Origin of the sequence: Paenibacillus urinalis (genome assembly GCF_028747985.1) — a bacterium.
Lineage (GTDB): Bacteria > Bacillota > Bacilli > Paenibacillales > Paenibacillaceae > Paenibacillus > Paenibacillus urinalis.
Genome location: NZ_CP118108.1, coordinates 2,539,812 through 2,555,600 on the forward strand (window position 1 = coordinate 2,539,812; position 15,789 = coordinate 2,555,600).

Below are 15,789 nucleotides of genomic sequence, written 5' to 3' on the forward strand. Positions count from 1 at the left end.
GCACGCATCTACTGCGTGCCTTTATAATTTCGTATGCCCTTGAGAATATAACCAATGGCTTGTTCTGCCGCTTCTTCTGGCGAGTAATTCTTCTCTATTGGATTAAGAAAAGGATTGCTTAACGAGAAGATTAAAGTTCCCATCACAAAATTAATGGTCATCTCTAATGACTCATACTCAATAACTCCTTGCTCCTTGCAAGCCGTCAGAATCTGTCGAAGCTCGTCCCACGAGGGAAGAAATACATCCGTCATCAGCTCCAGCCTCGGACTCATAAGGAAGAGCTCCTGCTGAAGGATGGTAATCAGCTCGTGCTCCTCGTATCTGAATAAGACAAAGGATCTGCAAAAATCAATCAGGGCATCTAACGGTTTCGACAAGTCGTACAGATGATTCTGAGTCGTCACCCTGATGGGATCAAATAAGGCGAAGAACACCTTCTCCTTACCGCCAAAATGATAAGACACAAGAGCGAGCGAAACACCGGCTTCTTCACAGATTTGCCTGACCGTTGTCGCTTCATACCCTTGTGATGAGAACAGCTTCTTGGCTGCTTTCAGTATTTGATCTTTTACATGTTTGTTTTTTTCCTGGTCGTCCTTCGCAGGGCTCATAGGTCAATATACTCCTTTAGCTGTTAAGGAAATCAGGATGCTCATAGCTGGGATTAGGATACTTGTAGAAGCCTTCTCCCGTTGCAACGCCAAGCTTACCCTTATCAATATAATCGGTCTTCAGCAGCTCTGCAACTTTCTCCAAATTCGGATTCCCTGTAGCCTTCGCTTTCGCAAGAACGATGTTATAGGCTGTAGTTAGACCAACCACGTCAAGAATCGCAAAAGGTCCCTTCGGTGCGCCTGTACCGACCATCCAGGTTTTGTCAATCGTTTCCGGATCGGCAATCTCTTTAACCAAGAGAAGCTCGGCTGCATCTAACAATGGCACTAGCAGGGAGTTGAGAATATAGCCAGGCTGCTCCTTGTGCAGTGTAAGGGCCACCATACCAATGGCGCGAGCAAACGCAATTACATCCTCGAACACCTTCTCATCGGTACCTGGATGCTTCATAATCTCCGCTGTGTTGTTCTTCCAGATCTCATTAGCGAAGTGGAGGGCAAGAAATTGAGCTGGACGACCCGTAGCTTCGGCAAACTGACTTGGCAGCAGAGTAGAAGAATTGGATGCAAAAATGGTATGTGCAGGTGCGACTTCTCCGAGCTTCTTGTAGAAATCCGTCTTAATCGGCACAATCTCTGGAATGGCTTCAATAACCAGATCCGCGCTTGAAACGGCTGCACGGAGGTTCGAGTTGAAAGACATGCGCTCGTAAGCAGCATCTACCTCCTGCTGAGTTGCACCCATATCCTCCTGATACCGCGCTTTAAGCTTCGAGATCCGATCCTTCGCTTTATCCAAGGCTTCATCATTGATGTCATATACGGTGACTTGAAATCCATGAAATGCGGTCTGGTAAGCGATTTGACTTCCCAAGACACCGCTGCCTGCTACGGTAATATTTGTGTAGTTCATCTGTATCTCTCCTTCTAAGTTAAAATTGAAATGTATATCATTTGAACGATTGTTTTGAACAAACGTTCAAAAAATGGTATACCTCTAAGCTACTCCTCTGTTCACAATTTGTCAACATTATTAGTTCATTCTTGTGATGTACCTGACTGAAAAACAAATACAAAAAAAGTCCGAAGGTAAATATAATTTACCCTGGACCTCGTAATTATAGTATGGCAGTACTTTATATATTTGCGTTAGACTCTAAATTATGATTTGTTTCATAATAAATAAGGGCCTGCTCCATAAAAACAAGAATCTCCTCTCTAATCGGATACAGATTGAGATCTGACGAAGCTTCCTCAGAACGTCTTGCATTCCAGAACTTGTCGGCAAGCTCCTTATTGCCTTGAAACATTTCATTAGATAGCAGCAGAGTATCCTCGGCAATAATTTGAGCGTCACGTGAGCTTGGAGATTTATTCTCCTCCAGACAAATTTCAATTCGTTTAATCAAGTTAATCCATTTTGTTAATTGAACAGGGTCGTTCTCCATTTTTGGTAATTGATTAGTAAGGACGATTTGTTCATCCTCAGTGAACCACGCTTCCATGACCTTTTTCTTTCTTCTTTTTCGTTCTTCAGCTTCATCATCATTTGACAGTAGTGGCAGGAGCAGATCCCATTTTATCTCGGTTTGGAGCTTCGTCATGTTAATCAGTGTATTGGTGTGATCGAGCGAGCCCTCTAGTCGAGTTAACTCATATTCAAGGTGGTTCTTGTGAACACGGAGCGTTTTTTCGATGGACAGCTGATTTGTTAGTTTCTTGATATCTTCGAGTGACATGGAAGCGGACTTAAGCAGTAATATTTTTTCAAGCAGCAATAAGTTATCTGGCGTATAATGACGCTTGCCGTTTTCGTCTTTGAATGAAGGCTGCACCAGCTCGATCTGATCATAATAACGCAGGGTTCGTAGAGAGACATTCAGCTTTTTCGATACCATTCCTGTAGTTAAAAAATTCATTATGTAATTCCTCCTAAAAAAAGCTTGCAGGTTACGTAACGTCACCGTTTAATCTGAATTTATCACACAATGCGTTCTAGGAGGAAGAAATATGAAGAAACAAATCTTTGCATCGATGGAGTGGTCATTCAAGGAGCTCGGATTATTACTCCTGCTTGTCCTTGGTATTGTTCCGGTCACGATTGAGTATTTACTGCAAGACTTTCTGTATGAATGGCTTCAAAACAGCTTATATTCGGGTACTTTAACCGGTCTGATCATGGCCATCATTTTTATCGCAGGCGTGTATTTCATTGCGCTTAAGCCGCATGGGTTAAGGTGGGCAGACGTTGGATTACAAGCTTTTTCTAAATCGTATTGGGGATTCATCATAATCTGGCTGATCGCATTAATTGCATCCAGCATTCTCATATTGATCCTGATGGATCTATTGCACATAGGTACAGAGAATAGTAAAACAGAAAGTCTGCAGCAAAATATAAGCCTGCTCACAATCATGATCGGATTTGTCTCAGCGGCGATTATATCACCTGTGTATGAAGAGATTTTTTATCGCGGATTTCTATATAAGTGGTTCCGGGTTAAATGGGGTGTTGGCGCCGGAATATTTTTAAGTTCCTTTATCTTTACGATTGTCCATATACCAACTTACAACACCTTGCCCGTCAATTTTGTATCGGGAGTCATATGTGCATGGTGCTATGAGAAGACAGGATCGATTGTGCCAGGAATGATTGTGCATGGAGGGTTTAATGGGCTGGCTGTTATCCTAACCGCACTCTGAACTGAATGATAATTTCGGATATTAAAGGTATTAAAATGAAGCGTTATCATGATAGAATGGCATGTATTACATAGAAACTGAAGTGTTGGAGAGGGGAATGAATACAATGCTGCACAGAATGAATCTAGAAGGGGCCTGGCGTCTGCAGCTGGATGAGCAGAAGCAGGGTCTACAGCTGCCATTTGTAGATAGCATCACACTACCGAATACGACATCCCATGCAAAGAAGGGGAAGAAAAATACAGAGGTCAAAGTCGGTGCGTTAACCGATGAATATGCTTTTGAAGGCCATGCTTGGTTTGCTAAAGAAGTGGAAGTTCCGGAGAATCTTCAGGACAAGCCTTGCTTCCTGTACTTGGAGCGTACACGTGTCACCACAGTATGGGTAGATGGAGAAGAGATTGGGACACAGAACAGTCTAAACACTCCGCACGTACATGATCTAACAGGAGCACTGAGTGAAGGGAAGCATACCATTACGATCCGTGTAGACAATACGAATTATCCGACCAAGGGAGGGCATATGACTTCCGAGGATACACAGACCAATTGGAACGGAATCACGGGTCGAGTAGAGCTGCAGTTCTTCAGCCATCGTTATATAGAGAACATTCAAGCTTATACCGATCCGGTGAAAAAGACAGTTGCGCTGACAGCCCGTCTTGTCGGCAGCTGGGATGCCGTTAAGCTCCATATCTCGGCAAGACATTCTAATACAGATGTTAAACATACGGTGAAGGAGCAAGTATTCCAGTTAAGCTCGAATAATGTATCGGTTACTTATGAAATGGGTGAAGATGCCTTGCTGTGGAGCGATTTGAAGCCTAATTTATATGAGCTGAACATTGAATTGAAAGCGGTTAGCGGCGATGTCTTGGATTCACATCAAGTCTTGATTGGACTTCGCGAATTCACAGCAGCTGGAGATAAGTTTGCGATCAACGGGAAGAACACATTTTTACGCGGCAAACATGACGGCTTGATTTTTCCACTAACGGGATATGCTCCAACGGATGTGGAAGAATGGCTCAGAATTATGAAGATTTCCAAATCTTATGGTATTAATCATTATCGCTTTCATACCTGCTGTCCGCCGGAAGCCGCATTTATCGCAGCAGATATGTTAGGGATCTATATGGAGCCGGAGCTTCCGTTCTGGGGAACCATAACCGATGAGACGCATGAACAGCATAATCAAGCAGAGCAGGATTATCTAATAAGTGAAGGCTACGCGATGCTTCGTGCGTTTGGTAATCATCCCTCATTTGTGATGATGTCGCTCGGAAATGAGCTATGGGGGAGCAAGGAGAAATTAAATGAAATTTTGAAGCAGTATAAGGACTTCGATTCGCGGCATTTGTATACTGAAGGCTCGAACAATTTTCAATTTGTACCTGTTATTCTGGAGGAAGAGGACTTCTACTGTGGAGTGCGCTTCTCGAAGGATCGTCTGTTCCGAGGCTCCTATGCGATGTGTGACGCACCACTTGGCCATGTTCAAACCGATCTTCCAGGCACAATGAAGGATTACGATGAACAGATTGTCCCTTCTGCTAAGACAGAAATTGAAGAGCAATCAGCGGATATAAAGTCGATTCAGATTCAATATGGAACTGAGATGCGTACTGTGCAGGCAGAAACAGCGGAGGATCAGTTAATTCCTCATATTCCCGTTATCTCTCATGAGATTGGGCAATATGCGACATACCCGAATTTTAAGGAAATGGAGAAATATACAGGATCACTGAAGGCCAAAAATTTCGAGGTGTTTAAGGATCGGCTTGAAGCGAAGGGGCTGGGACATCTGGCCGAGGCTTACTTCGAGAACTCCGGAAAACTAGCTGCAGCATGTTATAAGGAAGAGCTGGAGGCAGCATTTCGGACCAAACGACTTGCTGGATTCCAGCTGCTGGATTTGCAGGACTTCAGTGGACAAGGAACGGCGCTAGTCGGTATGCTGGATGCATTCATGGATTCCAAAGGACTGATCACACCAGAAGAGTGGAGAACCTTCTGTTCGGATGCTGTCCTGCTGGCTCGATTTGAACGATATAATTATGAGGCAGGAGCGATATTTGCAGCCCAAGTTGAACTCAGCTATTACCGGACAGATTCTATCGAGAATAAAGTGTTAAAATGGGAATTGTTAAGTAAGGGGACGTCTCTTGCCGAAGGCGAATTAATGATCCCTGCGGGTCCGGATTCGAATCATATACAGATAGGTACGATTCAGATCCAATTGCCAGAGGTTGAAGTGATGACACAGGTCGAGCTGAAGCTGACGATCGAGGGAACTGATATTTACAAGAATTATGATCTTTGGATATATCCGATGCACACAGAACTGGACTGGGCAGGAGTTCATAAATTCCGCGAGCTGAATGATGAGGTCCGTGCACTGTTAGAGCAGGGTGAAGATGTGTTGCTGCTGCCGAATCCGGCTTCCTTGCCTCATTCCATAGAAGGAACCTATAGTACGGATTTTTGGTGTTATCCGATGTTTCGATCTATATCAGAAAGCATGAATAAGCCGACACCGGTGGGAACGATGGGACTGTATATCAATAAAGAGCATCCGGTGTTTGCACATTTCCCTACGGAGTCACATTCTACCTATCCATGGTGGAGCATTGTCATGAACTCCAGGTCTATCATAATGGACGATATGGAGCCGAAGCTACAGCCGATTGTTCAAACCATTGACAATTTCGAGCGTAATCATAAGCTCGGCTTGTTATTTGAGGCTCGCGTGTTCAAGGGTCGAGTGTTAGTTGGAACCTTTGACGATGAGAGAATAAAGGATACACCAGAAGGAAGGCAGTTCATCCATAGCGTTCTTAGATATCTGCACAGTGATGCATTTGAACCAACGGTTCAGCTTGAATGGAATGAGCTCGCGAAACTGCTGTAAATATTTCGAATGGTCAGTTTCATTGACAGAAATATCGTTTAATGAGTAAGATAGTTCTATGACTATCAAACTATTGAATATCGATGATGAGAAGAGAGCGCGAATCTTCAAGGCACTATCGGAGAAGAAACGTATCGAGATTGTCCGTTACCTAATGGAACGTCCGCAAGCCAATAGCTGTGGTGAGATTGGAAGGACGCTGGGCATGGACAAATCGAATGTTACTTATCATCTGAAAATTATGAATGATGCTGAGCTGATTCATGTCGTTAGAGAAGGACAGAATAAGAAGATTCATTTAGTAAAGGATATGTTTAATGCAGCAGTACCTGGTTTCTTGGATAGCCTCTGAGGCAGAAGAGAAACCTTTGTTTTGCGCAAATAGTTTGAAGGTTTTAAAACTTTATATCCCTATAATACTTACGAAATGAGTGATATTTATTATGATGAACCGAAAGATCTTGCTCCATTCACGGCCCCAAGGCATGCCAACGGAAGATACTTTTAAATTTGAAGAAGCACCGATTCAAGAGCCTGGTGAAGGTCAAGTGTTGGTTAAATCGATTTATTTATCCGTGGACCCATATATGCGCGGCAGAATGAATGATTCCAAGTCTTATGTTCCTCCCTATCCGCTAGGTGAAGTGATTACTGGAGGTGTCGTTGGAGAAGTCATCGAATCTCGATCTGATCGCTTCAGTAAAGGTGACAAAGTATTGGGTATGCTTGGATGGCAGCTGTATAACGTAGCGGATGCGGACAAGCTGCAGCAGGTTGATGAGAACATCGCGCCATTATCCGCCTATCTTAGTGTTATTGGCATGACAGGTTTGACGGCCTATTTTGGACTTATGGACATCGGACGTCCCAAGGAAGGGGAGACAGTTGTCGTCTCAGGCGCAGCCGGCGCGGTCGGCTCCATTGTCGGACAAATTGCCAAAATCCAGGGAGCGCATGTCGTAGGTATTGCAGGATCAGACGAGAAGTCAGATTGGCTTACGAAGGAGCTTGGATTCGACGCAGCTATTAACTACAAGACGACGGCCAATATGAAGGAAGCTCTTGAAAAAGCCTGCCCGAGAGGTGTCGATATTTACTTCGACAATGTGGGTGGTGACATCTCCGATGCGGTTATGACCCAATTGAATGATTATGCACGTATCCCGCTCTGCGGCGCGATCTCATCCTATAATCAAGAAGAGGGCAGTGATGTCGGTCCTCGGATTCTGACGAAATTGATTAAGACACGGTCTATGATTAAAGGCTTTGTGCTTGGCGATTACGCAGACCGCTTACCCGAAGGTGCGAAGATGCTGGGACAATGGTTAGCGGAAGGGAAGCTTAAATATGAAGAAACAATATATGAAGGCTTTGATCGTGTTCCTGAAGCGTTCCTGGAGCTGTTCCAAGGTACAAACATCGGTAAAATGCTGGTTAAAGTAGAACCAACGGAATAATAAGATCGAAAAATTCTAGTCATCTTCACGATGGTAAGAAATCTGTGGAGATGGCTATTTTTGTGCTGTTTGATGTACTTAAGCGGAAATATTGCACGTTGTTAGCAGAAATGTTGACTGGATAATGAAATCCTCGTTATGTCGAATTGTATCGAATACACAAGAGAGACGAATAATAACTGTACAAAAATTCATCGAATGATTATTTTCATGCGGCAAATAAAAATGTATAATAATCGTTACGTCTGTTAAAAAGGAGTACGAGCTCCTTCCGTAAATCAGGTGTAACTATGAAAAAGAAGACCGTCAAGAGGAGGACATATGAAAACAACAAAGGTCTCATTTTTTATTCTGTCGCTGGTGCTGCTTCTAGTAACCGGCTTGTCCGGATGGGCGGGAGGTGCTACAGCACAGTCGAATTCCGGAAAAACCTATGTAATTGGAACAGACATAACATTCGCACCGTTTGAATTTCAAGATATCAACGGTGATTTTGTCGGTATCGACATAGATCTGTTAGATGCAATTGCGAAGGATCAGAATTTTCAGTACGAAATTAAACCGCTAGGGTTTAATGCGGCAGTACAAGCGCTGGAGTCGAATCAAGTCGACGGCGTTATTGCCGGTATGAGTATTACAGACGAAAGAAAACAGAAATTTGATTTTTCAGAGTCTTATTTTGAATCCGGGGTTGTTATGGGTGTCGGTGCTAATAACGATACCATTCAGAGCTATGAAGACCTGGAAGGTCATAAAGTAGCCGTCAAGACGGGTACTGAAGGATACAGCTTCGCTGAGTCTATTTCGGAACAGTACGGATTCACCATTGTGCCATTTGATGATTCCTCACAAATGTATGATGATGTGAAGACGGGCAATTCAGTGGCTACTTTTGAAGACTATCCGGTCCTGGCTTACGGAGTAACTCAAAATAATGGACTGAAGATCGTAACGGATAAGGAAGAAGGCGGTTCCTACGGATTTGCGGTTAGCAAAGGGCAGAACCAAGAGCTGCTGCAAAAGTTTAACGCTGGACTCACAAACCTTAAAGCGAGCGGAGAGTATGATCAGATTCTCGAGAAGTATTTGGGAGACGGTGAAGGGGTACCTGCTCCAACCATAAGTCGCGGCGAACTGATGTTACAGTCGATTCCACCGCTATTGAAGGGTCTTGGACAAACACTGATTTATACGATAGTATCCTTGTTCTTTGCCTTTATTCTGGGTTTGATCTTCGGACTTATGAAGGTTGGACAAAACAAGGTCCTGCGCTTCATCGCAACTGTGTTCGTTGATTTATTCCGTGGTATACCACTTATCGTACTCGCATTCTTTATTTACTTTGGTATTCCACAGGCGTTTGGCTTTACGATGCCGCTGTACCTGGCTGCCATTCTGACACTCAGCTTGAATGCAGGTGCTTATGTAACAGAAATCATCCGCGGCGGGATTCAATCCATTGATCAAGGTCAGATGGAAGCGGCGCGTTCGCTTGGACTGCCTTATCGCACATCGATGATGAAGATTGTCATTCCACAGGCGATCCGTGTGATGATTCCTTCATTTATTAACCAGCTGGTTATTACACTTAAGGATACGTCGATCCTATCTGCGATCGGACTGGTCGAGCTGACTCAATCCGGTAAGATTATTATCGCGAGAACGTTCGCATCCTTTGATATCTGGCTGATGGTTGCTATCATGTATCTGATTGTCATCACTATTCTAACTAAAATTGCTAGCTCGCTGGAGGTGAAACGTAGTCGTGGGTAAAGTTCGTGTTGAAGGCTTGAAGAAGAGCTATGGCTCAAATGAAGTACTTAAGAACATTGATATGTCTGTCAACGAGGGTGAAGTGGTGTGCGTCATTGGTCCTTCCGGATCCGGAAAGAGTACGCTCTTACGCTGCATCAACAAGCTCGAAGAAATTACGGCTGGACATGTTATTGTGGATGATCAGGATCTAAGTGATCCCAAAACAGACATAAACAAAGCTCGAGAAAACATTGGGATGGTGTTCCAGCACTTTAATCTGTTTCCGCATTTTAATGTATTGAAGAACATCATGTTTGCTCCGATGGAGCTCGGTAAAATGAATGAGCAGCAAGCACGTGAGACGGCTACGCGGTTACTGCAGCGTGTCGGTCTATCCGATAAAGCCGGTGCTTATCCTTCCGAATTATCGGGTGGTCAGAAGCAGCGTGTAGCGATTGCCCGTGCACTCGCGATGAATCCGGATGTCATGCTGTTTGATGAACCGACTTCGGCGCTTGACCCTGAGATGGTGGGTGAAGTACTTGGCGTTATGAAGGACCTTGCGCGTGAAGGCATGACGATGATGATCGTGACGCATGAGATGGGATTCGCACGTGAGGTTGCGGACCGGGTCATCTTCATGGATGGCGGTTATATTATTGAAGAGGGTACACCAGAGGAAGTATTCGGTAAACCGAAGCATGAGCGTACGATCAGCTTCCTGCAGAAAGTGCTCTAATTCATCATTAAACAATAACAAGAACCTTCGAGGCTTGGCGGCAGTGCCGCAGGAACTCGGAGGTTCTTTTATATTATCAGCGTATAATCTGGATCACGAATACCTTAATAAGAGGAAGCCGTGTATAATAAAACAAGCATGCTTGGACAGTGTAACTGTTCACAGCTGCCGAAGTGTAACACGTCTGAGGAACATACCACAGAGTGAAGAAAGGACTATTCATCATGACAAAGAAGCTTTACTACGACTCCGCTTATATGACCCAATGGGAGACCCGGATTATAGATGCATGGCAGCAAGACGACAGCTGTTACGTTCAGCTCGAAGAAACGGCTTTTTATCCTCATGGGGGAGGACAGCCTTGTGACATCGGGACGATTCAAGGGATTCCGGTACTGGATGTTACTGCCGATGGAGATCAGATCGTACATAAGGTTCAATCTTTGCCTGAATCGAGTGAGGTCAGCTGCAGGATTGATTGGGACGTCCGGTTCGATCATATGCAGCAGCACAGCGCACAGCATCTGCTGTCTGCTGTCTGCCTTGAGCTCTATAAATGCCCGACACTCAGCTTCCATCTGGGAGTTGATTACTGCACAATTGATGTCGAATCAGCTGAGCTGAGCAGAGACCAAATAAATGCGGTGGAACAGGAAGCGAACCGCCATATATATTTGAATCATCCGATTCTTAGCTATTGGGTGACCGAAGAAGAAGCTGCTGGAATCAAGCTGGTCAAGCAGCCTACTGTGAAGGAGAACATCCGCATCGTGGAGATGAAGGATGTGGAATACAATGCCTGCGGAGGCACCCATGTATCCTCGACCGGTGAGATCGGAATAATCAAGCTGCTCAAGACTGAGAAGCAGAAAGGGAATACCCGAATTTATTTTACAGCCGGCTATCGAGCACTGAAGGAATTTAACTTGTATGGGCAGATCATCAGCACGTTATCCTCTCGATTCAAAGCGGGTAAGGAAGAGCTAGTAGAACGGCTAATGAATTTGGAGAAAGAACAAAAACAGCTTCAAACGGAACTGGCTGCACTTAGAGCTCAAAATGATGAGTATCTTGCGCATCAAATGATTAGTGATGCCACTGAGGTTTTGATCAGTCATACCTTCGAGGACAAGACACTTAAGGATCTGCAAGGGTTAGCAAATAAATTAACCTCAATTACGAGCAAACCGGTACTGCTTGCCACAGCTGCCGAGAATAAAGTGGTTCTTTCTCAGAATAAAGAAGCTGCTCCGTCTTGCGGGAAGTTTTTTAAGGAGCATTTGGCTGAATTTAAGGGGAAAGGCGGAGGCAGCGATGTAATGGCTCAGGCGGGCTTTGATAGCTGGGAAGATGCTGCTGCATTTTTTGAATTTACATCTCAATATCTAATAGATCAGAAAGAGCTCTGAGGCTGTATCCACATTCTATTTCCCTTATATTAGGTTCACAAGAATGTACTAAGGAGGAGAAAATATGAGTCTTCAACAAGGTGCTCGACAAAAGCTGGAACAATTGATCGAAGAGTATGATTTCACTCATGCGGCTGAATATGTAATTGAACATACACGGCAAGGGGTAAGGTTGAAGAAGTCGAAGAAAGAGGATTATACTCATCCTTGCGTGTCAAGAGTTGGCGGAGATCCTGATCTGCCGTCATCTATTGTCTGGCCTCAGGCAAGCAGTGGTACGCCTATGACATTTCTTGCCCAGCTGAATTTGGATGAGATACATAAGAATGATGAATCATTCTTGCTGCCATCTAGCGGCATGCTCTATTTTTTTGTAGGTATTGATGAACCTGCCTTCAACATTGAACACCAAGTATTATTTGTGCAGAGGGATGAACTAGATGGGGCGGCAAGACGTAAATCTCCCAATATAACTACTTTGGAAGGGAAGTTTACTGGCTATCAGCTGGAAGCCAGATCTTCACTTGAGCCTCCAAATTATGCATACGTGGATTATGATGTGATAGAGGACGAGGAACACGATTATGGAGAGTATGAGGACCTGAGTTTCGCGATTAGAGACAGACATCGTGAAGATGTTGTTCAAATATTTGGTTATCCAGAGGGACAGCATGATGATGCAGAATATGAAGCAGCCTTAATGCTGTTGACCGGTGAGCAGTACAAATACAGTACCGAAGAAGCGCTCAAGAGGATCTCTGAGAAGCTTGCAGGCGGGGAGACGGCAGCTATGCAAGAAATTCAGGATACGCTTATGCTGCTTGAGATCGATTCTGATGATGATATCGGATTTTTATGGTGGGATGCAGGAGTATTACAATTCTTTATTCGTAAGGAAGATTTACTCTCTGGCCGGTTTGATCGAACCTATTGTTCTCTATATTCCAGCTGAAGCATACGAGGGGCCGCGATTCTGCGGCTCCTTTTCTTTTTTTAATTTCTGGATGAAATTGACTTGGACAAAAAAAGAATTGACAGTATTTAGTGTTAATCATATAATCAACACAACCCAAAGTTAATCGTAATATTTACAATTAAAGAGAGGGAAGTGTGGATGCGGCAGGAGATCGAATTTGTGAAATGTAATCCGACACAGAATATGACCGTACTTGTTCAAACGGATCATGGAAATCGGAACTATGAGTCCATTGCCACTCAGATTATGTCCTATGATAGTATTCATGCGGAGCAGGTAGGATTCATTGAACAGCCGACAGGCAGTGCTGCGGCATATTTACATATGGCTGGAGGTGAATTTTGCGGAAATGCATGCATGTCTCTGGCCGCCTATATCGTATCCAAGAAGGGTATCGGACGTTATGAGGAAGACAAGATTACTATTGAGTCCTCTGGGACTGATCAATTAATTGACTGTCTGGTTGTGAGTCATGGTGATCACTATACCTGTGAGCTGAATATGCCTGTACCGTATGAGATCGAACCGAAGATGATACATATGGAAGGACATGATTATCCCTGTTTCTTATTACGTTACGAGGAATCCATTCATCTCATTATGGAAATAGACGAGATCTCCGAAAGTATTCGAAATTCGGCTCAAATGACAGCACAACTCATGGGACTGGCTGGTCATCATAAGCTTATAGGCATTCTGTTGTATGAACCAGAAAATTATAGGATGACACCGCTCATTCATGTTCCCAAGCTTGGCAGCATGATATGGGAAAGAGGCTGTGGCTCGGGTACGGCATCCATAGGAGCTTATCTGGCATGGAGAAACAATACAAATGTCGATATAGAAGTCATTCAGCCCGGCGGACTTATAAAGGTTCATGCTACATATAACAATCGATTGACGAGCGTTAATATTAAGGGCAATGTCGAAATTGTGGCTGAAGGGAGAGCTTATATCGATGGCTAGGACGATTACAATCGATTCACACGATTTTACCCACAGCTTAGAAGCATTCCTGAAACGGTTTGAAGCAATGTCTCACCAATATAATTCGACGACTCACCATTCACATGACCTAGAGTTATTGACCGATGAATATGCGGCATTCATTACGAACCAGGCAAACCGAAATTTATGGGATGAGCTGGCGTCCGAAGAATTGGGGGCTGAGCTGGTATGGAACCTTAGAAGAGAATCGGCCTTTTGTGTCGCAATCATGGAGAAATACCGGGCACTGAAGCTGCTTAGCGGCTCTTCGGATCAGTCTGATTATTTCAAAAATATTGAATCCTGCATCGAGCAGGAATTTGGAAGTTTTCAAGTGTCCTCCGATTCCAAGGTGTTATTAGTTGGTTCCGGTTCGTTCCCGATGACGCCTCTGCTCATTGCCAAGAGAACAGGTGCGCGGGTTGTAGGCGTAGATATTGATGCTGAAGCGATTCATTTAGGTCGTTCTGTCCTCAACGTTCTTGGACCGGAGTATGATATCTGTCTTACACAGACACCACCAGAGAAGCTTGAAGGGATAAACGAATTTACCCATATCATCTTCAGTTCTACGGTAGAAGACAAATTCAATATCATGGATCGATTGCATGCACTGACGAGTGACCAAGTGGTGGTGGCGATGAGGTATGGCAATGGACTGAAGTCCTTGTTTAACTTCCCTCTCCAGGAAGTGGACACGTTAAAGTGGAGACTTGAGGAGCACGTACTGCGCCACGATCAGGTATTTGATATTGCTCTGTATAAGAAGAACAACTCTTAGGAGTTAGGGAGGTTGTATGAGCGATTTTAATCGAGTTCTAATCTGCGGTACAGGTCCGGTATCGATTCAAATGGCCGTATTTATGAAGAAGCAGTGGAACAGCCGCATCGGAATTGCAGGCAGGATCTCTGCGCGATCAGAGCATTTTTATAATGCCTTAAGCAGTTACCATCAATTCGTTCGGGCCGATGTTCAAAATGAACTGCATCAAGTGATGGAAGGCGAGATTAAGGTTGATGAGTTGTTCCAGAGCTATGAAACAGTAACCGGTATGTGGGATACGATTGTACTAACCGTGACGGCCGATGCATATGGACAAGTGCTTCAGAGGCTGGACGCGGAGCTCCTTCGACATGTAAGCTGCATCCTGCTTATGTCACCGACACTGGGGTCAGGCAGCCTGGTTCAGAGTTATATGACAGCCATGAATCCAGCAGCTGAGATGATCAGCTTCTCAACCTATCTGGGGGACACACGATGGGTAGATTCAACTCCGTCCAATCAAGTACTGACCACGGCAGTGAAGAAGAAGCTGTATGTCGGATCTACGATTCCTGCTTCTGATCGTGTGAGCAGCTTATGCGAGCATTTTGCGAGGTCTGGCGTCCAGCTTAAGCGAATGGAATCACCAATCGCCGCGGAGAGCAGAAACATATCCTTGTATGTGCACCCTCCATTATTCATGAATAATTTTTCATTACATCGAATCTTTGGGAAATCGGATATACCGGCTTACGTATATAAGCTGTTTCCTGAAGGACCTATTACATCCACTTTGATTCAAGAGATGCTGTCCCAATGGAAAGAGATCATGAATATATTGTCCTCTCTCCAGGTGGAACCGCTTAATCTGCTTAAGTTTATGATTGATGACAATTACCCGATTAGATCAGAGAGTCTGGCCCGCGAGGATATTGAGCATTTTCTTGAGCTGGATGACATCCATCAGCAATATTTGCTGTATATCAGGTACACTTGTCTGCTCATTGATCCCTTCTCCAAGCCGGATAAGGATGGCAAATACTTCGATTTCTCCGCTGTTCCCATTAGAAAGACATTCATCAACAAACAGGGGCAATGGGATATTCCGAGAATGCCGAAGGAGGATTACTATCGCCTCAAAATCATTCAGGGAATTGCCAGGCATACAAACAATGCTTCGCCAACCATTGACCGGTTTGTTGAGAGGTATGAGAACACGATTCAAGAGATTGCCCTACAGCACCCGGAGAGAATATTGTCCAATGCTTTTGAAGTACAAACCTTCGCAGAGGATCTGAAGCAAATTTGCAGCTCCTTAAGTGCAGTAATCCTAAGATCATAGGATAGCAATAGGCAATATGGTTTTAACTCAATAACCGCTGTAGTATCGTCCTTAAGCATGCTTCGTATACTGAACAATTTCACTTGAATAGCACGGAAGGATTCGATTCTAAATTCAATATATACTGGTG

14 protein-coding genes are annotated in these 15,789 nt (G+C 44.2%); 11 read left to right on the top strand and 3 right to left on the bottom strand.

The annotated features are described in order from the left end of the window. Positions 1 to 8 precede the first annotated feature (8 nt). The 3 genes from PUW25_RS11675 to PUW25_RS11685 form a co-directional block, all read right to left on the bottom strand. A complete protein-coding gene (locus PUW25_RS11675) occupies positions 9 to 614 on the bottom strand; it encodes a TetR/AcrR family transcriptional regulator (RefSeq protein WP_047913828.1) in 606 nt (201 codons plus the stop codon). Positions 615 to 630: 16 nt separating this feature from the next. After that, on the bottom strand, positions 631 to 1,536 hold the full coding sequence (locus PUW25_RS11680) for a 3-hydroxyacyl-CoA dehydrogenase (RefSeq protein ID WP_274520947.1): 906 nt from the start codon (positions 1,534 to 1,536) through the stop codon (positions 631 to 633). 217 nt (positions 1,537 to 1,753) lie between these two features. Beyond that, positions 1,754 to 2,536, bottom strand: a complete 783-nt coding sequence (locus PUW25_RS11685) for a MerR family transcriptional regulator (protein WP_205053186.1) — start codon at positions 2,534 to 2,536, stop codon at positions 1,754 to 1,756. 91 nt (positions 2,537 to 2,627) lie between these two features. On the opposite strand from PUW25_RS11685, the gene PUW25_RS11690 reads away from it, so the two are divergent. From PUW25_RS11690 to PUW25_RS11740, 11 genes are all read left to right on the top strand, one after another. Further along, positions 2,628 to 3,320, top strand: coding sequence for a CPBP family intramembrane glutamic endopeptidase (locus tag PUW25_RS11690; protein ID WP_047913830.1), 693 nt, complete (start codon positions 2,628 to 2,630; stop codon positions 3,318 to 3,320). A 97-nt stretch (positions 3,321 to 3,417) separates the two neighbouring features. Next, complete coding sequence (locus PUW25_RS11695; protein WP_274338607.1) at positions 3,418 to 6,231, top strand: glycoside hydrolase family 2 TIM barrel-domain containing protein; 2,814 nt, start codon at positions 3,418 to 3,420, stop codon at positions 6,229 to 6,231. A 58-nt stretch (positions 6,232 to 6,289) separates the two neighbouring features. Next, positions 6,290 to 6,583 carry an ArsR/SmtB family transcription factor gene (locus tag PUW25_RS11700; RefSeq protein ID WP_047913832.1) on the top strand — a complete coding sequence of 98 codons (294 nt, stop codon included), beginning with the start codon at positions 6,290 to 6,292 and terminating at the stop codon, positions 6,581 to 6,583. A 91-nt stretch (positions 6,584 to 6,674) separates the two neighbouring features. After that, entirely contained in the window at positions 6,675 to 7,688 is a 1,014-nt protein-coding gene (locus PUW25_RS11705) for an NADP-dependent oxidoreductase (RefSeq protein WP_047913833.1), read from the top strand. 321 nt (positions 7,689 to 8,009) lie between these two features. Further along, positions 8,010 to 9,461 (top strand): amino acid ABC transporter substrate-binding protein/permease, encoded by a 1,452-nt coding sequence (locus tag PUW25_RS11710; RefSeq protein ID WP_047913834.1) that lies wholly within the window; start codon positions 8,010 to 8,012, stop codon positions 9,459 to 9,461. Then, entirely contained in the window at positions 9,454 to 10,182 is a 729-nt protein-coding gene (locus tag PUW25_RS11715; protein WP_047913835.1) for an amino acid ABC transporter ATP-binding protein, read from the top strand. The genes PUW25_RS11710 and PUW25_RS11715 overlap by 8 nt, the downstream gene beginning before the upstream one ends. 224 nt (positions 10,183 to 10,406) lie before the next feature. After that, positions 10,407 to 11,591 carry an alanyl-tRNA editing protein gene (locus tag PUW25_RS11720; protein ID WP_047913874.1) on the top strand — a complete coding sequence of 395 codons (1,185 nt, stop codon included), beginning with the start codon at positions 10,407 to 10,409 and terminating at the stop codon, positions 11,589 to 11,591. A gap of 64 nt (positions 11,592 to 11,655) precedes the next feature. Beyond that, complete coding sequence (locus PUW25_RS11725; RefSeq protein ID WP_047913836.1) at positions 11,656 to 12,543, top strand: YwqG family protein; 888 nt, start codon at positions 11,656 to 11,658, stop codon at positions 12,541 to 12,543. A 183-nt stretch (positions 12,544 to 12,726) separates the two neighbouring features. Further along, positions 12,727 to 13,533 carry a histidine racemase CntK family protein gene (locus PUW25_RS11730; RefSeq protein WP_338000050.1) on the top strand — a complete coding sequence of 269 codons (807 nt, stop codon included), beginning with the start codon at positions 12,727 to 12,729 and terminating at the stop codon, positions 13,531 to 13,533. Continuing rightward, positions 13,526 to 14,335, top strand: coding sequence for a class I SAM-dependent methyltransferase (locus PUW25_RS11735; RefSeq protein WP_047913838.1), 810 nt, complete (start codon positions 13,526 to 13,528; stop codon positions 14,333 to 14,335). Before PUW25_RS11730 ends, PUW25_RS11735 begins: the two co-directional genes overlap by 8 nt. A 16-nt stretch (positions 14,336 to 14,351) precedes the next feature. Continuing rightward, positions 14,352 to 15,659 (top strand): opine metallophore biosynthesis dehydrogenase, encoded by a 1,308-nt coding sequence (locus PUW25_RS11740; protein ID WP_047913839.1) that lies wholly within the window; start codon positions 14,352 to 14,354, stop codon positions 15,657 to 15,659. The last annotated feature ends 130 nt before the right edge of the window (positions 15,660 to 15,789 follow it).